Origin of the sequence: Neobacillus solisequens (assembly GCF_051233465.1) — a bacterium.
GTDB lineage: Bacteria > Bacillota > Bacilli > Bacillales > Cytobacillaceae > Neobacillus.
This window is the reverse complement of sequence record NZ_JBKFGJ010000020.1, coordinates 113,302-134,304: the sequence shown is the minus strand read 5'-3', so window position 1 is coordinate 134,304 and position 21,003 is coordinate 113,302. Positions and strand designations below refer to the sequence as shown.

Here is a 21,003-nt window from a genome sequence, read left to right as displayed (position 1 = left end):
ATGGCAATTATTATTAATCTTGATGTGATGTTAGCAAAACGAAAAATGAGCGTAACAGAGCTTTCAGAAAGGGTTGGAATTACCATGGCGAATCTTTCTATCCTGAAGAATGGTAAAGCAAAAGCGGTGCGCTTTTCAACATTAGAAGCGATATGTAAGACTTTGGATTGTCAGCCAGGTGATATTTTGGAGTATAGAAGCGACGAAGACACTCAATAATAACAGACAAAAACGTCAACTAAATTGGCGTTTTAATTTTTTAGTATTAAAATATAATTAGTCAATCAGTCATGCTGAGTAGATGGAATTTCTAAATCAAGAAGTTAAAGACCATGATCAAAATGATAGTGACGAATTTTTTTATCCATCTAGTATAAAGTTGAAAGATGGTTTTTTTATTTGGACTGAGAAGGCAGGTTGTTATGAACAGGCGGCTGCCTAATAACGGCAGTTTTCTGAATTACGCTTATAAAAGAAAAAGAGAAGCCCGTCTACTAAAATGTAGATTTGGGCTTCTTTGTCATTTTAACGATTAATCATCATCCCCACTGTGCCTATTTTTATGTTTTCCATCGCCAGGTTTCGAATCATCATTTCCACTATGTCTGCCATGGTGGCGTCCATCGTCATTACGGTTCTTTGTCTTCTGTTTAATAATCGTATGGCCATGTTCGATTTCAACTTCAACTTTATGGTTATTCAGAGTGCTAACATTGCTTGAACTTTTCACCTTGTCTTCCTGATGGATGGAATCATCTACCCTCGAGTCATTTTTTGCTGCACCGACAGCTATAGCTCCTCCAAAAACCATAAACGATGCAAGTAAACCGGCCATTAACTTATTTTTCATGTTTTTTTCCTCCCTCATTTTTGTTGTTTTACAATTATAGAATATCCAGTGAAGATTAGAGAAAGAGGGAGAGGAACATTAGAAATCTCTGAGAGAGAATCCATAATCATTAGAAATACTTAATTATCTTCTTTCTTATCCTTTTGCATATCTTCTTTTTTATGATCATCCCAGGATATAGCGGTTACCTTGCCAGTTATGGCATTAATCTGCACAACTGCTTTCAGTCCTTCATTTGTTTCTATTTCAACTAAATAATATTCGACTCCTTCATTGGTTTCTAGCTGAACATGTTTAATCGTGCCTTGAACCTCACGTGTTGCGATTTGCTTTGCTTCAGACTCTGTTAATTTTTTTGTTGGTACCTGTTGCCCTGGAGTGGTGGGTGAGTCAGATGGTGGTTTTGTAGGTTCTGTTTCAGGTGGACCTTGAGTTGAATTGTTTCGCTTAAACGATAAAACCTGCCCGCTTACAGCATCAAGCTTAATTCTATAAATATGGTTATCTTTATTTAAATCGATGAGATATTGTTGGTTGGTTAACTTGATTTGGAGAACCTTGCCTTGATAACGGTCTTGAATGAGCTTTTGTGCTTCATTTTTGGAGAGTAGGGTTTCCGTGGCATTCGAATGGCTATATAGCTTCCAACTCAAAAAAATAAGGATCACTGTAAAAAAACTGATCAATATCCATGCTTTTTTCTGCATTTTTTCACCTCGCTTCAGTAGCATGGTTTTATTTTCTAATACCAACATTAGAAGATGATTAGATTCTGATTATTTTTTCAAATAAAGAATGGCCGTTGTTCCGACTGATTCTGTACTGTCAAGCACAATCTTGATGTTAAGGACAGCGGCAATTTCCTTCGCTAAGGATAAACCAAGACCGGAACCGCCTATTTTTCGGCTTCTTGCTTGATCGACCCGGTAAAACCGGTCAAAAACTTTTGGCAGCTCATTATGATGGATGCCAATGCCCCTGTCGATTATTTTGATAAAAACTAAACCGTTCTCCATTCCATACCCGAGCGTAATGGCTTCATCACTATATTTTCTGGCATTATCAAGGAAGATGAATAACAGCTGCTTTAGCTTTTTTTCATCCGTCTTGACTTCCAGCCTATTCCCGTATTTGGAACGTAAATGAATTTCACGGCCAAAGGCGTTTTGGAATGATTGAGCTGCTTGTGATAAAAAATTCCTTAAATCAATAACTGTATGATGGATGTTCCATTGCTCATGGTGCTTGGCAAGGAGTAACAGCTGCTCCGTCATTTCTTTCATGCGGATGGCTTCAGCATGGATTGCTTCTACAGATTCGGTAAACAGTTCAGGTTCTGCCAAGCCTCTTCTTTTTAGCAAACTAGCGTAACTTTCAATAATAGTTAAGGGAGTTTTAAATTCATGTGAGGCATTGGAAACAAATAGCTTTTGTTTTTTGTAGTTGGTTTCCAGCAGTTCGATCATATGATTAAAAGTTTCACCCATCTGAAATAGTTCATCCTTAGACTTAGCCTCTAATGGCAGTCTTTTAAAGTGCCCACTTTCTCTAATATCGGTCATCGTCCTGATCATCGATGTGACGGGACTGGTAATGAGTTTGCTCAAAAACCGGCTGGACAAAATGACAGGGATGATGGCAATAACCGTTACTACTATAAGAACGAGTTTAAGAATGGTTAATATATCCACAGTGGGCTGGATGCTGTTTGTGACCTGAAGACTTGCAACACTACCATCTAATAAAATAAGGGGCATGGAAACGATAGTATAGGATTTATTTTGGTAAGTGATGAATTTGCTTTGTTCTCCCTGAAGGTATTTCGTATTTCTGGTAATCAATTTTTGTTCTGTTGAACTAGTAACGGAGAATAATTTCCTGTTATCATCACTAACCATCTGAATCATGCCATTAATCGGTACATAGGAACGAAGCAGAGTTGCTTCCGGTATTTTTCCTAGGCCTTTTCCTATATCCGTCGTTGTTTTTTCCATTTCTTTCGTAGCTGCCTTTAGCTCATTGTTAAGAATCATTTTGCTAAACGTAATATAAACCGTGATATTCATGATGATGAATAGAATGGCAAACAGTACGGCAGTATACAATTTGATTTTATTTCTCAGCTTCATTTGGCTTCCCTTAAAACATAACCAATTCCGCGTACTGTATGGATCAGTACAGGCATATCAGGGAGGTCCACCTTTTTGCGGATATAACGTACATAGACGTCGACCACATTTGTATCCCCTAAGAAATCGTAGCCCCAAACGGCCGATAAAATTTGTTCTCTGTTTAGAACCTGGCGTTTATGAACCATTAGGTAAACGAGTAAATCATACTCTCTGGGTGTTAAATCAATAGGATGGTCACCTCTAAATACCTCTCGTGTCTTTTGGTTAATTTTTAAATCAGCAAAAGAAAGGGTATCTTCATCTTCCAAAATTGGAGCAGGTTGGGCAACTTCTTTTACTCGTAAAGCTGCGCGGATTCTGGCCATGACTTCCTCAATTTGAAATGGTTTGGTTATATAATCATTCGCACCGAAATCTAGCCCTGCCACTTTATCCTCGATGGAATCTTTTGCGGTAAGTAAGAGGATGGGAATGTGTTGATCAAGGAGGCGAATTCTGCGTAGCAGTTCGATGCCGCTAAGTCCGGGAAGCATGACATCCAATAAAATCAAATCCCATTTTCCAGACTGAAACAAACTAAACGCTGACAGACCATCCATGACTTTTGTAACCAGATAACCTTCAAAGCTTAGTTCAAGCTCAAGGAGCCGGGCAATCTTTTCTTCATCTTCAATGACTAATATTGAAACTTTCTCCATTTGATTTCCCCCAGAAAAAAAATGTAATTTCTATAATTTACTACATTTTCCACATGGAAGGCTTTAATTCCTTTTAATTATTTATGAAAATGGGCCGTCCACATGACGCCCTAACATAAAAAACATTAACAAAGTGAAATTAGTAAAAAAATTCCTAATTTCTATTTAAAATTAAAAAAAATTTAAGGTAGATAGGTTTAAGGAATTTGCCTTACAATTTGCGTAGATAGTTACAGAAAATTCAGAACAAACAAAAGTAATTATGAAGGCATCAAAACCTTTCTATCCACTTTGTCCTAGAAGGAAGACCAGTACACCAATTAAAGGAGGAAAAGGAATGGAGAAAGTAACGGCATCTAAACCATTCACAGGTGAGGAGTATTTGGAAAGTATTCGCAATCAAGCACGTGAAGTTTGGCTGTACGGAGAGAAAGTGAAAGACGTAACGTCACATCCAGCGTTTCGAAATTCAGCTAGAATGATAGCCCGCCTTTATGACTCTATGCATAATGAATCAGAGGCATCCTCAATATTGACAGAGACGGACACCGGCAGTGGTGGTAAAACTCATCACTTTTATAAGATGCCTCGAAGTGCTGAAGATCTCATTGCCAGCAGGGATGCAATTGCTGCGTGGTCCCGCAAAACTTATGGGTGGATGGGAAGAACTCCGGATTATAAGGCCAGCTTTCAAGTTGCACTGGGAGCCAATCCAAATTTTTGGGGTGAATACAACAGTAATGCAGTACGTTGGTACAAGGAAATTCAGGAAAAGTGTTTATTCCTGAACCATGCAGGTTTGAACCCGCCTGTTGACCGCCATCTGCCTCCAGATGAAGTGGGAGATGTTTTTGTTCATGTTGAAAAAGAAACAGATGCAGGATTAATTGTAAGCGGTGCCAAAATGGTTGCAACCGGCTCTGCGTTATCCCATTCCAACTTTATCTTTCAATATGGGCCATTGCCGATTAAAGCGAAAAAGGAATTTACTCTGTTTGCCATAGTTCCGATGGATAACCCAGGAATTAAACTCATTAGCCGGGCCTCCTACGCTATGACAGCAGAAGTAATGGGGACTCCTTTTGATTATCCGCTTTCCAGCAGGCTTGATGAAAATGATGCTGTTCTTGTTTTCGATAAGGCCCTCTTTCCATGGGAAAATGTTCTTTTATATGGTGATATCGAAAAGGCAAATAGTTTTGTCCCATTATCAGGATGGGTACCTCGCTTTACCTTCCACGGGTGTACTCGTTTAGCGGTAAAACTTGATTTTATTGCAGGGCTCCTTTTAAAAGCTGTGGAGGCAACGGGTGCGAAAGATTTCCGCGGCGTACAGGCTCAAGTAGGGGAAGTCATCGCATGGCGTAATCTTTTCTGGGGATTAACAGATGCTATGGCGCGTAATCCGGAACCATGGCAGGATGGAATAGTTCAGCCAAATATGTACTATGCTTCATCCTATCGTGTCTTTGCAACCATTGCCTATCCAAGAATAAAAGAAATTATCGAGCAGACGGTTGCCGGTGGACTCATATATGTAAATTCCAGCGCACTTGACTTCCAAAATCCTGAACTTAGGCCATTATTGGATAAATATTATCGTGGATCAAATGGGTATGATGCGGTTGACAAAATGAAGTTGATGAAACTCCTTTGGGATGCGGTAGGTTCAGAGTTTGGAGGACGCCATGAACTATATGAGCGCAATTATGCGGGAAATCATGAGAATATCCGAATGGAGACCCTTTTCCATGCAACCGGTACAGGATTAGTGAATCAAATGAAAGGCTTTGCTGAACAGTGTATGGCAGAGTACGATCTAAATGGCTGGACCGTTCCAGATCTTATTAATCCAAGTGACGTTAGTTATTTGTTGAAAAAAGCGGGCAAATGAGCCGGGTAGAATGGATGTGATTGGTTTGGACAATCGTCAATTTCGAAATGCTATGGGGAAATTTGCGACTGGAGTAACGGTGATAACAACTCAGGTGGACGGAGAACCTTTTGGTATGACTGCGAATGCCTTCATGTCTGTCTCTCTTGATCCAAAATTAGTAGTGATCTCAGTAGGGCACAATGCTAAAATGCTTCAACGTATTCAACAGTCGAATCGTTTTGCAGTGAATATATTATCGGCAGACCAACAGGAATTCTCAACCTTGTTTGCCGGTCAGAAAAATATTGATGGAATGATTGAATTTACCACCTTGGCTGGGCTGCCAATCCTAAAAGATACAATTGCTACCATTGCTTGCAACGTCGTTAATGTGCATGAAGCTGGTGACCACACTCTATTTATTGGAGAAGTAACCGATATCCGACTAGACGAGGGAGAACCATTACTATTTTTTCAAGGCCACTATCATGCGTTAAATCAAAGCATCCTCAGCAAAAACTAACACCAAGGAGTGAAAGGTTTGAAAACGGTATATCTGACCCATCATTCTGAAGCGGTTTTCGAAGATGCGGAACCGTGTGTAGTGGCCCTGGGATTTTTTGATGGTGTTCACATCGGTCATCGGAAAGTCATTAAGGCGGCAAAACAAATTGCTTTGGAACAAAAGGTCAAAAGTGCCGTTATGACCTTTTATCCTCATCCCAAAGAAGTCATAAGCAACGGAAATGAATCGGTAGATTATATTATTTCTCTTCCTAGAAAAGAGGAACTGATTTCCCAATTGGGGATTGATATCTTGTACGTTATAAATTTTGATATGGAATTTGCAAAATTACCTCCAAAAGAATTTGTAAGACAGTACATGTTGCGAGTTCAGGCTATCCATGTGGTGGCAGGATTTGATTTTACGTATGGATACTGTGGGAAAGGGAATATGAATACGCTAGGACAGGACGGTTTGGGTAGATTTGGTGTCACGGTTGTGCCCAAAATCAGTTTATTTGATAAGAAAATAAGTTCTACCTATATGAGGGAATTATTAATAGCAGGAGAGGTATCTAAAATACCTACTCTTTTAGGTGATTATCACGAAACTTTTGGAGAAATTACTAGTTTTCAAATGATGAATAACAGGGAAAATAAGATCGAAATCTCCAGCCATGAAAAGTTCATGCTACCTGTATGCGGAGCCTATGATGTTGTATGGAAGGTGGATGAATTAGAACACTATGGAATATCTCTTCTTACTACTAAGAAGAGAGGAGCTAAACATTTGGAAATTGTAACGGCTCATGCCAACAAGGACATGATTGGAAAATGCGTTAAAATTAGATGGATTAAACAACGTAAGTTTTTTTTCAGTCCCAATCAAGAAGAATATGACCCACCTTTACTGAGATATTAACAATTATTCATTTTTTACGTGAATAGAGGTAGAAAAAGCTCAAACACTTTTAGTTTGTGAGTTGCTGTAGTCTGGAGGTTTTTCCAATAGAATGACAACTTGTAGGATGATAGTTTCTGGTATTAAGGTTAGAATGCTGTTATTATCGGATTATTAGATTGAATTTTCTGAACTTTAAATCTCCAAACTAGCAAACCAAAACGAGGTGTTAGTAATGAGTATCGTTATACGAGATGAAGTGAAAAGTATTGATGAAAATGAGGGAATATTGAGTTCTGTATCTGCCTTTGCTCTGCTTAGAGAAGAACTAATCAAAAATATTGGGATGGATCGAGTAAAGGGTTTCCTCCTTCGATATGGTTATGAATTAGGAGCAAATGCCGGAAAGAATGCGTTAGCTTTGGGGTTTTCCCGTCTTGAAGAGGTAATTAAGCAGGGGCCGGATTTCCACTCAACCTATGGACATGTTAAGGGCGTCAATTATTCTATTAACATGGATTTTGATCAGAATGATCAGGTTATTTCTTCATTTGGAAAAGGTACATGGGAAGGCTCTTTTGAAGGTTTGGAACATCTGAAACGATTTGGTCGTTCGGAATCTCCTATTTGTTATACCCTTAGGGGATATGTAAGTGGTTTTATGTCTACCATCTGCAATCAAACAATCATTGCAAAAGAAACGTCTTGTATTGCAATGGGCGATCCTGTTTGCAGCTGGGAGTTTAAACCATTGGCTGAATGGGGAAGCGAAATAACAGAGGAATATCAATATTATTCGGAGTCTCCGATTATCAAAGATTATAAATACACCTATCAACAGCTGTTAGAGCAAAGAAATTATATGTATCAGGTGGCAAATCTTCATAAAAAGCTTACGGAATCCGTTACCAATGGCTGTGATTTGCAAATGATTGCGGATATCGCCAACGAGATTACTGGAATTCCAATTATGATTGATGATGTAAGTTTTCAGACCTCGGTGTATTCAGGAATGACGAGTGCTGATTTTCAAGAAATTATGGACGATATAAAGCTTGAGTTTCGTAAAGCAGATGAAAAACATCAGCATCAAAATGAAAGACCAGATGAGTTTTTGTTGTCCTTTGGCAAGAAATGCCTTAAGACTCAACATCATCGGCTCCTTTTGGCACCGATTACCGTCAGAAAAAAAGTTCTGGGTTATTGTTCTTTTATATATTCGGAAATAATGGAACATAATGTAGAACATGATTTTATGCTTTTAGAAAGAATTGCTAACGCGGCTTCCTTATTTTTTCTCAATGAAAAGACTAGCTTTGAATCGTTTGAGAGAATGAAAGGAAACTTTTTAGAACAATTGCTGAATAATCAATATTCTTCTAAAACAGAGATTTTAAAGCGCGGAAGGTTCATGAATATTGATTTAAGGCAAAAATATTATATTGGTGTTTTAGAAGTTAAGCACCATAAAATATCGATCGACCATGAATTGGTTCTTCATGAGCAGCTGCTTGAATCTACTATTACTTTTTTTAAGGAGCAAAATCATACTGTTTTGGCTGTTCAGAAACAAGGAAGAATTGTTTTTCTAATCCCTTTATCGTCCAAAAAAGACAGTATAATGGCCGGGGTGGTAGAAGCATATGTGAAGTTTTTGGAAAAAACGTTCGCACATACTAGCTTTAAATTAGGGATAAGCAGCAAGGGTGAACTAATAGAACAAGCATTCAAATATTATGAAGAAGCATTGATAGCCAGCCGTATGGTGACAAAAAAGAAGGTACAAACCTTTGATTCCTTAGGAATTGTTGGAATTTTAATCAATCAAAATAATATAGCCGCTGTAAAAAAATTGGCGCATCAGCTCCTGGGAGTTCTTTATGAAAATAATGATCCGAAAAGTGCTGAATTAATCAAAACCTTGTATGTATTTCTTTTAAATGGTGGAAAGCTCGAACAAACGATGAAGGACCTGTCGTTATCTATGACTGGGCTATTATATAGAATTCAGAAGATCGAAATGATGATAGGAAAAGACCTTCGTAATCCATTAGATAGTCATCACGTCTTTTTGGTGTTAGAAGCTCTTGTTTCTTTAGGAGAATTAGAGATTTAACTAACAATTGTTATTAGAATGTTAAACAAAAAAATTTTTGATTAACTGTCCACCATAAAGGGACAATAGTCTTTTTATCCATATCAAACTTTTTTACTATTAAAATAACCGATAAAGGCATATAAAATTTCTCTATAATGTAAACGGTTTCAACTAGTTCTTCACATCTCGCATTTTAAAATTAGGAGGAGTAATATTGAAAACTATTAAAGAACCTATTTTTGATGTTGGGCAATTGGCACATGTGGAGATTTTCTCTCCAAAGCCAGAGGAAACAGTGGACTTTTTTACGAGATTGCTTGGAATGAGTGTTACAGAACGATCGGGTCAATCTGTCTATTTAAGAGCCTACGAAGAGTCTTATCATCATTCTTTAAAGGTAACGGAAGCAAAGGAAGCCGGTCTCGGGCATGCTGCGTGGCGGACTATTTCTCCTCAAGCTCTCCAGCGGCGAGTTGAGGCAGTAAAGGCGACAGGTTTGGGTCGTGGGTGGATTGAAGGGGACCTTGGTCATGGGAAGGCCTACCAATTTACAACACCTGATGGTCATCTAATGGAATTATTTTATGATGTGGAATATTACAAAGTGAAAGAAAACGAAAAAACGAAATTATTAAATCGTGCCACGAAACGGCCGGATCGCGGTGTACCTGTACGCCGCTTGGACCACATTAACCTCATGTCTTCCAATCCTGGAAAAGACACTGATTTTATGCTGGATGCCCTTGGATTTCGATTAAGGGAACAAATTCAGGATAATGGCAACGTGCTTGGAAGCTGGATCAGTGTATCCAACCTTGTCCACGAAATAGCGTTCATGCCAGAACCTAACAAAATGCAGGGGAAACTTCATCATCTTTGCTATTGGTATGGCATTCCGCAAAATTTATATGATTTAGCAGATTTACTAAGGGAAAATGATATTTTCGTAGAGGTTCCGCCAAATAAGCATGGAATCAGCCAAGCTTTTTGTATGTACGTCTATGAACCGGGAGGAAACCGGATTGAGTTGTTTGGGGATGCGGGTTATCTAATTTTAGATCCTGCTTGGGAGCCTGTCATTTGGGAAATGAAGGATGTACCCGGAAATGGTGATACATGGATAGGTACGGCATTCCCTGAATCATGGTGGGTGCGTGGAACTCCTGTCAGTGTTCCTGAAATTGCAAAATCTTAAAAACGAATGGACCTGAATTTACTTATGAAGGAGGATCACCAATCTCCTTCATAAGTATTTTTTTGTATTGCTTAATTAACGTTTCCAATAGCCCATTTTTTCTGAGATCAACTCCCCGGAACGAATTAATTCCGATGCCATCCATTCAACCTTTCGTTTGGTAAGGCGATTACTTGGACCCACTAGGTTAATAGCTGCCATTACTTTGCCAGTATAATCTCGGACTGGAGCAGATAGGGAAGTAACATCATCACGTAGTTCGCCGTTACTGACAGAATAGCCTTTTTGACAAATTTGCTTCAATTCACGGCGAAACTCTATGGGATCGGTTATCGTTTTTGAAGTGAATCTTTCTAAACCTTTGTCCAATATCGTATCTACCAGAAATGGTTCACTATAAGCGAGTAATAGTTTGCCAGAGCTCGTGCTATGGGTGTGATTGTGAAGACCGGGATGAGATACCAATTTAATAGAGTTTTCGCTTTCAACTTTGCATAAATAAATGATTTCAAGATTATCCAAGATGGCGAGATGAGAGGTTTCTTTGAAAGTATTAGCCAATTTAGTAATGATGGGTAGTGCCTCTTTATGGAGATCAATATGACCTAAAACGATCGAACTTAACTCAAGGACGGATAAACCAAGTTCGTATTTATTCGTTTCACTATTCTTTCTAACCAATCCCTCTTTGGCCAATGTGGCTAATATTCTTTGGACACTGCTTTTACCTAATCCCAACTCTGCTGCCAGTTCACGAACCCCTTTTTGCGGGTTTTCCATTTTAAAAGAACGGAGTATTTTAATCGCATTATTAACAGAAGAAAGTACATGTTCTTTTTCCATTTTTATTCACACCTCTTATTTTGATTATAAAAAAAATTTCGAAAATGTCCACTATACAGGGACGATGAAATTGTTCAGATGATGAGTATCTTCTATCATAAAGATCAATAGAGGGATTTACGGGGTGTTAGAATCGACCCTTTTCCAGGATTATTTAAAGTATCAAGTGATATTTCATTCAGTAAAAAATTGAAAATGAGGAGGATGTGCAGCAAATGGATAAAGTGAAAGCTGCTATATTAGGTTCCGGTAACATAGGAACGGATTTGATGTACAAAATTTTAAAAAATGATGGAAATCTGGAATTATCGTTAATGGCAGGGATCGTCCCTAATTCTGAAGGATTGGTAAGAGCACGTGACATGGGAATCCAGACAAGCCATGAGGGAATTAAAGAAATTTTAGAAGATCCGGAAATTAAAATTGTCTTCGATGCTACAAGTGCAAAAGCCCATTTTCAAAATGCGGAACTCTTACGTTCAGCAGGAAAAATGGCTGTGGATTTAACGCCTGCAGCCGTTGGTCCGTATTTAGTTCCACCGGTAAACCTGGAAGAACATAAAGAGGCCAGAAATGTAAACATGGTATCCTGTGCGGGGCAGGCGACTACACCCCTTTTATATGCTGTTTCCCGTGTAGTCCCTGTACATTATGCAGAAATCATTGCGACGGTGGCCAGCCGTGCAATTGGACCGGGAACAAGACAAAATGTCGACGAATTCACTAGAACGACTGCAAATGCCCTTGTTAAAGTTGGCGGGGCGAAATCGGCTCGGGCTATTCCCGTCTTTAATTCAGCCGAACCTCCAATTACCATGACGAATACGGTTTATGCCGTTATCAAAGATAACGATTTTGATGTTGAGGCAGTTAAGAAATCTGTGCTGAACATGATCGAAGAAGTTTCCACTTACGTTCCTGGTTACCGGTTAAAAGGAGAACCATTCGTTGATTATCGTGAAACTCCATGGGGACGCTTACCGATGATGGTGATCATGAATGAAGTGGAAGGAGAGGGAGATTTCTTTCCGACCTATGCAGGGAATTTAGATATTATGACAGCTTCGGCTCGAAAGGTCGGAGAATTGTATGCACAACAATTTCTTGGAACAAAGGAGGTCCAACGATGAAAATACCGAGAATAACAGATACAACACTACGGGACGGCTCGCATGCAGTTAGTCACAGTTTTTCTCCTGAATTAATCGAAAATGTAGTCAAAAGGCTTGATGAAGCGGGAGTTCCTGTTATTGAAGTCAGCCATGGAGCAGGATTACATGGCTCGACCATTCAACAAGGATTTTCTCTTTACTCGGAGTTTGACTTAATTAAAACCGCGGTTAAAACCGCAAAAAAGGCAAAAATAGCTTCCTTATTTGTTCCAGGTATTGGAACGAGTGAAGAACTGCGACAAGCAGTCGAAATTGGAATCGAAACGATTCGGATTGCGGTACATTGTACTGAAGCTGATGTAACGGAACAATATTTCCGGTTGGCAAAGGAATTAGGAATTGAGGCAGTGGGGTTTTTAATGATGTCCCACACTCAATCCGGGAAAGTCCTTGCTGAACAAGCGAAATTGATGGAATCATACGGAGCTGATTGTGTTTATGTAGTTGACTCTGCTGGAGCTCTTGTACCTGTGGGTGTAAAGGAAAGGGTCTCCGCATTAAAAGAGGCACTCTCCATTGATGTAGGCTTCCATGCTCATAATAATCTTGGATTGGCAATTGGAAATACATTGGCTGCCCTGGAGGAAGGTGCGGACCAAATAGATGGAACGTTAAGAGGACTTGGTGCGGGAGCAGGTAATGCTCCGACAGAGGTACTAGTGGCAGTATTAAATAAAATGGGAATCGATACCGATATCAGCCTCTCTGTTTTAATGGATGCAGCGGAAGAGGTGGTCGCGCCTATCATGCCAGCCCCGATTATTCTTGACCGGGACAATTTATCAAGCGGATATGCCGGCGTATATAATAGCTTTCTCTTGCACGTAAGACATGCCGCGGAAAAATTTGGGGTAAGTGTTTCAGAAATAATGGATGAGTTAGGGAAACGCCAAGCGATTGCCGGACAAGAAGATTGGATTTTGGATGTTGCAGTTGAATTGGCTGCCAAAAAAAGTGTCAGGGTTTGATTAAGCGTTTAAACAAGGTGGTGTGAGTTAGATGATTATTGATGAGGCTGCTGCAAGGCTGATGGAAGCAGAAGAAATGAAGAAAGTAATTGAACCGTTAACAGTGACTTATCCAGGAATTACAGTGGATGAAGCCTACTTAACCCAGTTGGAGATCGTCCAACGAAGGGTGGCAAAGGGTGCCAAGATTGTCGGGAAAAAAATTGGTGCTACAAGTAAAGCTATACAAAATATGTTTGGTGTTAATCAACCGGATTACGGACATCTCTTAGACGATATGATGTTTGTTGATGGTGATACTATTTCACTGAAACAATACATTCAGCCGAAAGTAGAGTGTGAGATTGCTTTTATTTTAAAAAAGGATTTAAAAGGTCCGAATATTACCTTGATGGACGTAATCGAAGCCACGGACTATATTGTCCCAGCAATTGAAGTTATCGATAGCAGGATACTTGATTGGAAAATAAAGTTTGAAGATACAGTAGCGGATAATGGATCATCTGCCAGTGCCATCATAGGTGGAAGTCCAACAAAGCTCAATGGCATTGATTTAGCCCATATCGGCATGGTGGTTTATAAAAACGGAGTGATGATTGACTCAGCTGCAGGTGCAGCAGTACTGGGCAATCCGTTACGGGCAGTTGCATGGTTAGCGAATTCTCTGAGCAAATATGAAGTTTCATTAAAAGCAGGTGAAATTATCCTTTCTGGTGCTTTGACCAGTGCTGTAGAGATAGAAGATCAAGATACGTTTACAGCTGAATTTGCACATATCGGATCGGTAAGTGCAACATTTAAGCGGTAAGGGAAATGAGGTGAAATGCATGCTAAAAACGCATGTGATTGATGAAATCGCCAATGAGTTATACAAAGCAGAAAAACATAGATATTCGATTGATAAATTTGTAGATAAATATCCTGAAATGAATGAGGAGTTAGCTTATAAAGTACAAGAACGATTAATTGAAATTAAATGTAATGAAGAAAAAACAAAAAGGGTCGGTCGTAAGCTTGGTTTAACCAGTAAAGCAAAGCAGGTAATGATGGGAGTCCATGAGCCCTCCTACGGTGTGTTACTTGAGAGCATGCAATTATTTGAAGGCGACCCAATTTCTATTTCTTCATTTATTCATGCAAAATTGGAGCCTGAGTTAGCTTTTATTTTTGGAAAAGAATTAAAGGGTCCACATGTGACTGTAGCGGATGTGCTTGCTGCTACAGAATATATTGCTCCTGCATTAGAAATTATTGACAGCAGGTTTCAAGGCTTTAGCTTTACACTTCCGGATGCAGTTGCAGATAATTCTTCATCTTCCCGTTTTATCATTGGCGAAAGATTTTTTTCACCAGAGCAATTTGATTTAAGACTTATGGGGATGGTGTTTAAGAAAAATGGTGAAGTTGTTGCTACCGGGGCAGGAGCAGCCGTGATGGGTCATCCAGCAAGAGCGATCGCATGGATGGTGAATAAATTGTTTAAGGAAGGACAAAGTGTTCAACCTGGAGAAGTGGTGTTGAGCGGTTCATTATCTGGGGCAGTAACAATTGCTGAAGGTGATCATTTTTCTGCCTGCTTTGACAGAATCGGTACAGTTGAAGCTGTCTTTACAGAATGACCTTGGACTGACAAAGAAAGGAGAGATGTTCATGCCATTTATTCAGATTAATATTCTTAAAGGAAGGACATCGGAAAAAAAAGAACGATTAATTCGTGAAGTCACTGATTTAGTTTCAGAAATATTAGAGGCACCCATACAGAATGTCCGCGTCATGATTCAGGAAGTAGAACCTGAGCACTGGGGTATTGCAGGTGAATCGGTAAAAAAAAGAAATGAGGTTTCAAAATGACAAAAGTCCAAATTGGTGTGAGAGAGGTTGGCTTATATATAAATGGTCAATATGTGAAATCAAGCAATGGGGCTACATTTGAAGTGAAAAATCCAGCGACACAGGAAATTATTGCAAGGGTTAGCGAAGGAACGGAAGAAGATGTCGATCAAGCTTGCCGGGCTGCCAGAACAGCTTTTGAAAATGGTCCATGGAGAACAATGACGGTAGCTGAGCGCTGCGGGAAACTGCGTAGAATGGCAGAAATAATCTTGGAAAGAAAAGAAGAAATAGCTAGATTGGATGCTATTGATGTAGGAAAGCCATTTCATTCAACCGTTGAGCACGAAGTTCCCCGTGCAGCGCACAACATCCGTTTTTTTGCTGATTTTGTTGAAAAACAAGGCGGAGATACCTTTCCAATGGAGGAAAATTACATTAACTATACCCGTTATGAACCAGTGGGAGTGGCGGCTTTGATTACTCCGTGGAATGTACCATTTATGCTGACTACATGGAAGCTTGGTCCATGTCTTGCAGCAGGAAATACAGCTGTCATTAAACCGGCTGAGATGACTCCGCTGTCCGTTTCTTTACTTGGTGAAATTGCCAAAGAAGCTGGCATTCCAGACGGCGTTGTTAACGTGGTTCATGGTTTAGGCAATGTAGCGGGTACCTCCCTGACCACACATCCTGAAGTAGATCTAATCTCATTCACAGGTTCTACCTCAACGGGGAAGAGGATTTTGAAAAATGGAGCAGATACCCTTAAAAAAGTTTCCTTTGAGCTTGGGGGGAAAGCCGCCAATATCGTGTTTGAAGATGCAGATCTAGATAAAGCGGTACCGGGTTCCATACATGCTGCATTTATGAACTCAGGACAGGTATGTCTTGCTGGCTCGAGGATTTTAGTACAGCGCAACATTTTTGATATCTTTTTGGAAAGGTTTAAGAAAGCTGCATTGGTATTAAAAGTTGGCGACCCGCAAATTAAAGACACGAAAATGGGACCGCTTGTGAGTGAGCAACATTATAAAAAAGTAATGAGTTACCTTGAAATTGCTAAAGAGGAGGAGGCTGACTTAATCTGCGGTGGAAAACGTCCGGAGCTTCCTGACTATTTACAAAATGGATATTATTTGGAGCCAACGGTGTATGTTACAGAAAACTCGAAGTCACGTTTGTGTCAGGAAGAGATTTTTGGACCAGTTGTAACGATTATTCCATTTGATACAGAGGAAGAAGCATTACGAATTGCGAATGATACAGAATATGGATTGAATGGTGTCGTTTGGACTCAAAACCTCCAGCGTGCACACCGAATCTCCCATTCTGTCCGAGCAGGGACCATATGGGTAAATTGCTGGTTTGTTCGTGACCTGCGTGCTCCATTTGGCGGTTTTAAGAAAAGTGGAATTGGCCGTGAGGGAGGCCACCACAGTATGGAGTTCTTTACAGAAGCGAAAAATATTTGCATTGCATTAAATTAATATAAAATGATAATGGGAAAGACGTACAGAAGTGTACGTCTTTTTTTAAAATCGGCTTAAGTAAATTCACCAATCCACCGAAGACCCAGAAATTCGTTTAACCCCTCTTAACGAAGCAATATCTTCAACCAGTTTGTGCATCGCCAGGTTTTTCTGTTTCGCTTCAATCATAATGTCAAAGTCCTGGTTCAGCTCCTTTGCCATTTTTAGAAAGGGGAGTACAAAATCTAAGTCTACATAATCCGCATGTGAACGATAGGCCTCTTCTGATTTTGGAGAAGATATATGTACCTTAGGGGAGAGATGGAACGAGTTCCATGTATCGAAAATGCGCTGTAGATAAAGGGGAAGGTCGACTTCTCCCTTATTGGCCATAAAATGATGATAATCGAGGATCATGGGGATGTTTTCCTTTTCACAAGTAACGAGTGTTTCTAGAACATCATAGGTCTTATCATCATTTTCCAACGTCATAACCTTTTTAATTTCTAGCGGCAGAGTTTTGATATTTTGATGGAAGCGGTTTAAAGAGGTTTCTTTGTCGCCATAGGCTCCGCCAATATGAATATTTATTAAAGCCGATCCAATTGCATCCATCGCTTCCAGCATCCTAAAATGATATTCCATATCTTTCACAGCATTTATTGTTACTTCTTCCCTAGGGCTTGTAAAAAGGGTAAATTGGTTGGGGTGGAAGCTTACTCGAAAATTAAAATTTTTTATAAGCTGACCAAGCTCTTCCCATTCCTGTTTAAAAGGGGAGATAAAGTCCCACATGACTTCCGGATGGGTAGCCAAGGGAACGAGCGAGCTAGATAATCGATACAATTCGATTTCGTGTGCAAGATTATAATACAGGATTCTTTTAGTATGGTATAAGTTTTGTGCTGTAATGGATTTTAGTTTTTCCATTCGTTCGCTTTTAGGAAGTGCTGAATATCTTGCAAAAGTAAGTGCCTTAGATGGACTTGCATCCCATAATCCCAATGCATTTGCTACGTAGCCGAATCGAATCTTCATCTGTTTTCCCCTTAAATTCCCAATCTATAGTAAGTACTTTTATCTTCTTCTATTCTCTATTCAATATACATCATTAGCATTATAATAGTGTGAAATATTAATTTTCTAAAAGGACAGGATTTCTATGAATTCAAAAACCATAAAAGGCTATGAAAAGTTAAAGGTTATCTACGAAAAAAACTTAAATGTTGATTTGCTTTCGGAAGAACTATATACATGTCAGCCGGATAATCATGCCTTAAAAATAAAAAATGAAATGCATCAAAGGGATTTTGATGTGTATGGGGTAGAGATCAAAGGGAAAATTGCCGGATTTATTTTACGAGACGAATTATTCGAAGGGACGGTTGAAGATTTTTATAGACCGTTTCATTCGGAGGACCTCATATCCGATTCAACCTCTTTAATCGAATTGTTGGAAATACTGAGAGACAGAAAATATATATTTATTCTGGAAAAAAATAAGGTTAGTAAAATTGTGACCATTGCGGATCTTCATAAGCAACCCATTCGGATGTTGGTATTCAGTTTGATTTCGCTTTTAGAAATGTTGTTAATTTCTTTAATTAAAGATGTCTTTCCGGATGATAGTTGGAAAGAGCATCTTTCCGATGAACGGTTAGTGAAAGCGACTGAAATGCTGCAAAAACGAATGGAAAAAAATGAGGGATTATCGTTACTGGATAACATTCAACTAGGGGATAAGGGGACGATTATCAGAAAAACACCGAAATTGATGAGTCAGTTAGGGTTTGAAAGCAATAGTAAGTGCAGGGAATTCTTTAAACATCTTGAGGTGTTACGGAATAATACGGCACATGCCCAAGAAGAAATCTACCATGATTATCAAGAATTAATTGATATCATTTTACAAATCGACCGTGTTTTAGATTTTCATGTTACGAAACGCTGAAAGGACCGTCATTTTTGACGGTCCTCTCATGGGTTAATTGGCAAAACTATTGAAAACTGAATGACTTGATCATCATAGGAGACACATGTTGAACCATTATGCAAATCGATTATACTTTTGGTAATCGCTAATCCCAATCCAGCGCCGGACTTATTGGAAGAGCGAGAAGTATCTACTCGATAGAACCGATCAAATAATCTGGCAACCTCATCTTCCGATAAAGTTTCACAGGGGTTTGAAATGGAAATTTTCACGTTAGAACCCTCTTTTAACATTTTTACATAGATGTTTCCTGGAGGGGTGCTGTACTTTATCGCATTGCTTAATACATTTTCTAACGCTCGGACCATTTGATTGGGGTCAACCTCCATCAAAATATGATCTTTCGGAAGTTCACTTTTAAACTTTACGTTGTGATCTTGAGCAATGGGGTCAAGTTCCTCCATTAGCTGCCTTAGAAGTTGGTTTACGCTTACCCTTTCTTTTTTAAGCTGTACGCCTTCATAATTTAGGCGGGTAAAATCAAAAAGATCTTCAATTAATTTTTTTAATTGTTCTGATTTTCCATAGGCAATATCCACATATTCATCTAATTGGGATTGGTTTTTATACTGTCGGTCCTTCACAAGCCTTAAATATCCCATAATGGAGGTTAACGGTGTCCGCAAATCATGGGAGACATTGGTGATCAATTCATCCTTCAATTTTTCCGATTGGCGATCTCGTTCAATCATTTCATGTAATTCGGACGTCATGTAGTTGATATTTGTTGCGAGAGACCCCAATTCATCCTGACTTTTTTCCCGTATCCGATACCGTAAATTTCCTTTTGCTATTTCCTTTAAACCTAATGCGATTTCCTCAATTTCTGTCATTTTGCGTTTGGTAATGAAATAAAAACAGAGAATAAATGTGAGGGTTCCTAGTAGATAAGGTGTAACACCAGGTTCCGTTTCATAAAACACAGTTGCTTTTGGATAACCACTAACGATTACATAGTTTTTGTCACCATTTAAAGTAATGGGATACAATCTGGTGATTTTCGGATGCTCATTACGCTGTTTTCCGAAAAAAACCGTTTTGGCATTTGCCATTTCTGTCTTGAGATTGACTTCTGTTTTGGTCACGCCTTTTGATTTATAAAGAATTTTTCCGTCTGTATTTGTGACGACGATTTCCAGCTTGTTTTGTTGTTTATTTAGTAAAAATTGGATTAATTCCTGCTTGCTTAAATGATAAGCTGAATTTTCATCAACAGGAACTTTTATCCTGTCATTCGCAGCTACTGTGGTAGGTAGCCGCCGGTTCAGAAATGTGTTATTAAATTCAGGATCTTCAATTCCTAATTCTTTGACAAGTCCATTTATATCAAGGTTCATTTGATGAAATTGTTTCACTAATTCGCGAGCACTGTCATCAATAGTGACAATTCCTTCTGTATAATCAAGCTTTCGTTCTTTAAATTCTAAAATAGGACTTGAGACAAAAGCGACTAGCAGCGAAAATAGGATACAGATGATAAACGCCAAAAAAAGTTGAATACGGATGCTGCTCTTCACTAGTTGAGCTAGTTTTTTACTATATTTATTGTTCAATTTTATACCCGACCCCCCAAACGGTTTTGATATACCTTGGCGTCCGCGGGTTATTTTCAATTTTCTCGCGTAGATTTCGAATATGAACCATTACCGTGTTTTCAGAATCATAAAATGGTTCATTCCACACTCGCTCATAAATTCTTTCTGTGCTAAACACGACCCCAGGATTCCGAGCTAATAGTTCTAAAATGGCAAACTCCCTAGGTGTAAGCTTTACATCTTTCCCTTCAACTGAAACCGCATGTGTCGAAACATTCATGATCAGTTCATCAATCGTAATAACATCCATTTGTTGGCTGTCACTTGACTGAAGATTCCCATCCAAATGATTAAGGCGAAGGTAACGACGTAGCTGTGACTTAATTCTTGCGACCAATTCTAATGGCTGAAATGGCTTTGTGACATAATCATCTGCACCGGTCGTAAGTCCCATTATTTTATCCATATCCTGCGATTTTGCTGATAGCATAATAATAGGAACATTTCTGCTTTCTCTAATTTTCATACAAGCTTGTATCCCATCGAGCCTCGGCATCATGATATCTAATACGACTAAATGAACGGTCTCACTCTCCAAGTACTGTAACCCCTCTATGCCATCTGCCGCTTTTAATACGTTATATCCCTCATTTGTAAGATAAATTCCAATAAGATCACGGATTTCTTTTTCATCATCTATGATTAAAATCGTTTCTTGTGACATGAAAACCGCTCCTTTCTATCTCCTAAATTTTACTCCATTCCTCTTAAGAAAAATCGATAGAATTTCTGAAGATTTTCTGAAGTTCTGCTTTTACTATTAAGAAAATCTTAAGAAAGAACGGCATGTTTCCTTAAGAAGTTTTTTGTACCATCATTATAGCGCTTATTGTTGAAGACTGCTCATTCGTTAAAATACATGAATCAATAGAGATT

21 protein-coding genes are annotated in these 21,003 nt (G+C 39.0%); 13 read left to right on the top strand and 8 right to left on the bottom strand.

Annotation, left to right across the window (positions count from 1 at the left end; all coding sequences use genetic code 11):
• Positions 1-219 (top strand): helix-turn-helix domain-containing protein, encoded by a 219-nt coding sequence (locus ACI3K6_RS19245; RefSeq protein WP_435556095.1) that lies wholly within the window; start codon positions 1-3, stop codon positions 217-219.
• Between the two features lie 313 nt (positions 220-532).
• Here the strand turns inward: ACI3K6_RS19245 and ACI3K6_RS19240 are convergent, their stop codons facing one another.
• The 4 genes from ACI3K6_RS19240 to ACI3K6_RS19225 form a co-directional block, all read right to left on the bottom strand.
• On the bottom strand, positions 533-850 hold the full coding sequence (locus ACI3K6_RS19240) for a hypothetical protein (RefSeq protein ID WP_435556094.1): 318 nt from the start codon (positions 848-850) through the stop codon (positions 533-535).
• A gap of 119 nt (positions 851-969) precedes the next feature.
• On the bottom strand, positions 970-1,557 hold the full coding sequence (locus ACI3K6_RS19235; protein WP_435556093.1) for a PepSY domain-containing protein: 588 nt from the start codon (positions 1,555-1,557) through the stop codon (positions 970-972).
• Between the two features lie 69 nt (positions 1,558-1,626).
• On the bottom strand, positions 1,627-2,979 hold the full coding sequence (locus ACI3K6_RS19230; protein ID WP_435556092.1) for a sensor histidine kinase: 1,353 nt from the start codon (positions 2,977-2,979) through the stop codon (positions 1,627-1,629).
• Positions 2,976-3,680: a response regulator transcription factor gene (locus ACI3K6_RS19225; RefSeq protein WP_435556091.1), complete on the bottom strand. Its 705-nt coding sequence runs from the start codon at positions 3,678-3,680 to the stop codon at positions 2,976-2,978. The genes ACI3K6_RS19230 and ACI3K6_RS19225 overlap by 4 nt, the downstream gene beginning before the upstream one ends.
• Before the next feature lie 337 nt (positions 3,681-4,017).
• Between ACI3K6_RS19225 and ACI3K6_RS19220 the strand changes: the two genes are divergently transcribed.
• The 5 genes from ACI3K6_RS19220 to ACI3K6_RS19200 all read left to right on the top strand — a co-directional run bounded on the left by ACI3K6_RS19220 (position 4,018) and on the right by ACI3K6_RS19200 (position 10,254).
• Complete coding sequence (locus ACI3K6_RS19220) at positions 4,018-5,574, top strand: 4-hydroxyphenylacetate 3-hydroxylase N-terminal domain-containing protein (protein WP_435556090.1); 1,557 nt, start codon at positions 4,018-4,020, stop codon at positions 5,572-5,574.
• A 25-nt stretch (positions 5,575-5,599) separates the two neighbouring features.
• The gene (locus tag ACI3K6_RS19215) at positions 5,600-6,079 is read left to right on the top strand and encodes a flavin reductase family protein (RefSeq protein WP_435556118.1); all 480 of its coding nucleotides are present in this window, start codon (positions 5,600-5,602) and stop codon (positions 6,077-6,079) included.
• An 18-nt stretch (positions 6,080-6,097) separates the two neighbouring features.
• Complete coding sequence (locus ACI3K6_RS19210; RefSeq protein ID WP_435556089.1) at positions 6,098-6,982, top strand: cytidyltransferase; 885 nt, start codon at positions 6,098-6,100, stop codon at positions 6,980-6,982.
• A gap of 214 nt (positions 6,983-7,196) precedes the next feature.
• Positions 7,197-9,077, top strand: coding sequence for a XylR N-terminal domain-containing protein (locus tag ACI3K6_RS19205; RefSeq protein WP_435556088.1), 1,881 nt, complete (start codon positions 7,197-7,199; stop codon positions 9,075-9,077).
• Between the two features lie 196 nt (positions 9,078-9,273).
• Positions 9,274-10,254, top strand: coding sequence for a catechol 2,3-dioxygenase (locus ACI3K6_RS19200; protein ID WP_335475914.1), 981 nt, complete (start codon positions 9,274-9,276; stop codon positions 10,252-10,254).
• A gap of 75 nt (positions 10,255-10,329) precedes the next feature.
• Here ACI3K6_RS19200 and ACI3K6_RS19195 read toward each other — a convergent pair whose 3' ends face one another.
• The gene (locus ACI3K6_RS19195; protein WP_435556087.1) at positions 10,330-11,097 is read right to left on the bottom strand and encodes an IclR family transcriptional regulator; all 768 of its coding nucleotides are present in this window, start codon (positions 11,095-11,097) and stop codon (positions 10,330-10,332) included.
• 215 nt (positions 11,098-11,312) lie between these two features.
• Here ACI3K6_RS19195 and ACI3K6_RS19190 point away from each other — a divergent pair, with 215 nt between their 5' ends.
• From ACI3K6_RS19190 to ACI3K6_RS19165, 6 genes are read left to right on the top strand one after another with little or no spacing between them, the layout of a single operon-like run.
• Positions 11,313-12,227 (top strand): acetaldehyde dehydrogenase (acetylating), encoded by a 915-nt coding sequence (locus ACI3K6_RS19190; RefSeq protein ID WP_435556086.1) that lies wholly within the window; start codon positions 11,313-11,315, stop codon positions 12,225-12,227.
• Entirely contained in the window at positions 12,224-13,237 is a 1,014-nt protein-coding gene (dmpG, locus tag ACI3K6_RS19185; protein ID WP_435556085.1) for a 4-hydroxy-2-oxovalerate aldolase, read from the top strand. The genes ACI3K6_RS19190 and dmpG overlap by 4 nt, the downstream gene beginning before the upstream one ends.
• 31 nt (positions 13,238-13,268) lie before the next feature.
• Positions 13,269-14,045: a 2-keto-4-pentenoate hydratase gene (locus tag ACI3K6_RS19180; protein WP_435556084.1), complete on the top strand. Its 777-nt coding sequence runs from the start codon at positions 13,269-13,271 to the stop codon at positions 14,043-14,045.
• Between the two features lie 19 nt (positions 14,046-14,064).
• The gene (locus tag ACI3K6_RS19175) at positions 14,065-14,856 is read left to right on the top strand and encodes a 2-keto-4-pentenoate hydratase (protein ID WP_435556083.1); all 792 of its coding nucleotides are present in this window, start codon (positions 14,065-14,067) and stop codon (positions 14,854-14,856) included.
• Positions 14,857-14,887: 31 nt separating this feature from the next.
• Complete coding sequence (locus tag ACI3K6_RS19170; protein ID WP_472850925.1) at positions 14,888-15,088, top strand: 2-hydroxymuconate tautomerase; 201 nt, start codon at positions 14,888-14,890, stop codon at positions 15,086-15,088.
• A complete protein-coding gene (locus ACI3K6_RS19165; RefSeq protein WP_435556081.1) occupies positions 15,085-16,557 on the top strand; it encodes an aldehyde dehydrogenase in 1,473 nt (490 codons plus the stop codon). The genes ACI3K6_RS19170 and ACI3K6_RS19165 overlap by 4 nt, the downstream gene beginning before the upstream one ends.
• Positions 16,558-16,623: 66 nt before the next feature.
• Here ACI3K6_RS19165 and uvsE read toward each other — a convergent pair whose 3' ends face one another.
• Positions 16,624-17,577, bottom strand: coding sequence for a UV DNA damage repair endonuclease UvsE (gene uvsE / locus ACI3K6_RS19160; protein ID WP_435556080.1), 954 nt, complete (start codon positions 17,575-17,577; stop codon positions 16,624-16,626).
• Between the two features lie 124 nt (positions 17,578-17,701).
• Here uvsE and ACI3K6_RS19155 point away from each other — a divergent pair, with 124 nt between their 5' ends.
• Positions 17,702-18,490, top strand: a complete 789-nt coding sequence (locus ACI3K6_RS19155; protein ID WP_435556079.1) for a hypothetical protein — start codon at positions 17,702-17,704, stop codon at positions 18,488-18,490.
• A 26-nt stretch (positions 18,491-18,516) separates the two neighbouring features.
• Here ACI3K6_RS19155 and ACI3K6_RS19150 read toward each other — a convergent pair whose 3' ends face one another.
• On the bottom strand, positions 18,517-20,085 hold the full coding sequence (locus tag ACI3K6_RS19150; RefSeq protein ID WP_435556078.1) for a sensor histidine kinase: 1,569 nt from the start codon (positions 20,083-20,085) through the stop codon (positions 18,517-18,519).
• Positions 20,075-20,791: a response regulator transcription factor gene (locus ACI3K6_RS19145; protein ID WP_335478112.1), complete on the bottom strand. Its 717-nt coding sequence runs from the start codon at positions 20,789-20,791 to the stop codon at positions 20,075-20,077. Before ACI3K6_RS19145 ends, ACI3K6_RS19150 begins: the two co-directional genes overlap by 11 nt.
• Positions 20,792-21,003: the final 212 nt, after the last annotated feature.

Bases quoted from the DNA above. Each gene is read 5' to 3' on its own strand.
- ACI3K6_RS19245 (WP_435556095.1), top strand. From the start codon at position 1: ATGGCAATTATTATTAATCTTGATGTGATGTTAGCAAAACGAAAAATG.
- ACI3K6_RS19240 (WP_435556094.1), bottom strand. From the start codon at position 850: ATGAAAAATAAGTTAATGGCCGGTTTACTTGCATCGTTTATGGTTTTT.
- ACI3K6_RS19235 (WP_435556093.1), bottom strand. From the start codon at position 1,557: ATGCAGAAAAAAGCATGGATATTGATCAGTTTTTTTACAGTGATCCTT.
- ACI3K6_RS19230 (WP_435556092.1), bottom strand. From the start codon at position 2,979: ATGAAGCTGAGAAATAAAATCAAATTGTATACTGCCGTACTGTTTGCC.
- ACI3K6_RS19225 (WP_435556091.1), bottom strand. From the start codon at position 3,680: ATGGAGAAAGTTTCAATATTAGTCATTGAAGATGAAGAAAAGATTGCC.
- ACI3K6_RS19220 (WP_435556090.1), top strand. From the start codon at position 4,018: ATGGAGAAAGTAACGGCATCTAAACCATTCACAGGTGAGGAGTATTTG.
- ACI3K6_RS19205 (WP_435556088.1), top strand. From the start codon at position 7,197: ATGAGTATCGTTATACGAGATGAAGTGAAAAGTATTGATGAAAATGAG.
- ACI3K6_RS19195 (WP_435556087.1), bottom strand. From the start codon at position 11,097: ATGGAAAAAGAACATGTACTTTCTTCTGTTAATAATGCGATTAAAATA.
- ACI3K6_RS19190 (WP_435556086.1), top strand. From the start codon at position 11,313: ATGGATAAAGTGAAAGCTGCTATATTAGGTTCCGGTAACATAGGAACG.
- dmpG (WP_435556085.1), top strand. From the start codon at position 12,224: ATGAAAATACCGAGAATAACAGATACAACACTACGGGACGGCTCGCAT.
- ACI3K6_RS19180 (WP_435556084.1), top strand. From the start codon at position 13,269: ATGATTATTGATGAGGCTGCTGCAAGGCTGATGGAAGCAGAAGAAATG.
- ACI3K6_RS19175 (WP_435556083.1), top strand. From the start codon at position 14,065: ATGCTAAAAACGCATGTGATTGATGAAATCGCCAATGAGTTATACAAA.
- ACI3K6_RS19170 (WP_472850925.1), top strand. From the start codon at position 14,888: ATGCCATTTATTCAGATTAATATTCTTAAAGGAAGGACATCGGAAAAA.
- ACI3K6_RS19165 (WP_435556081.1), top strand. From the start codon at position 15,085: ATGACAAAAGTCCAAATTGGTGTGAGAGAGGTTGGCTTATATATAAAT.
- uvsE (WP_435556080.1), bottom strand. From the start codon at position 17,577: ATGAAGATTCGATTCGGCTACGTAGCAAATGCATTGGGATTATGGGAT.
- ACI3K6_RS19155 (WP_435556079.1), top strand. From the start codon at position 17,702: ATGAATTCAAAAACCATAAAAGGCTATGAAAAGTTAAAGGTTATCTAC.
- ACI3K6_RS19145 (WP_335478112.1), bottom strand. From the start codon at position 20,791: ATGTCACAAGAAACGATTTTAATCATAGATGATGAAAAAGAAATCCGT.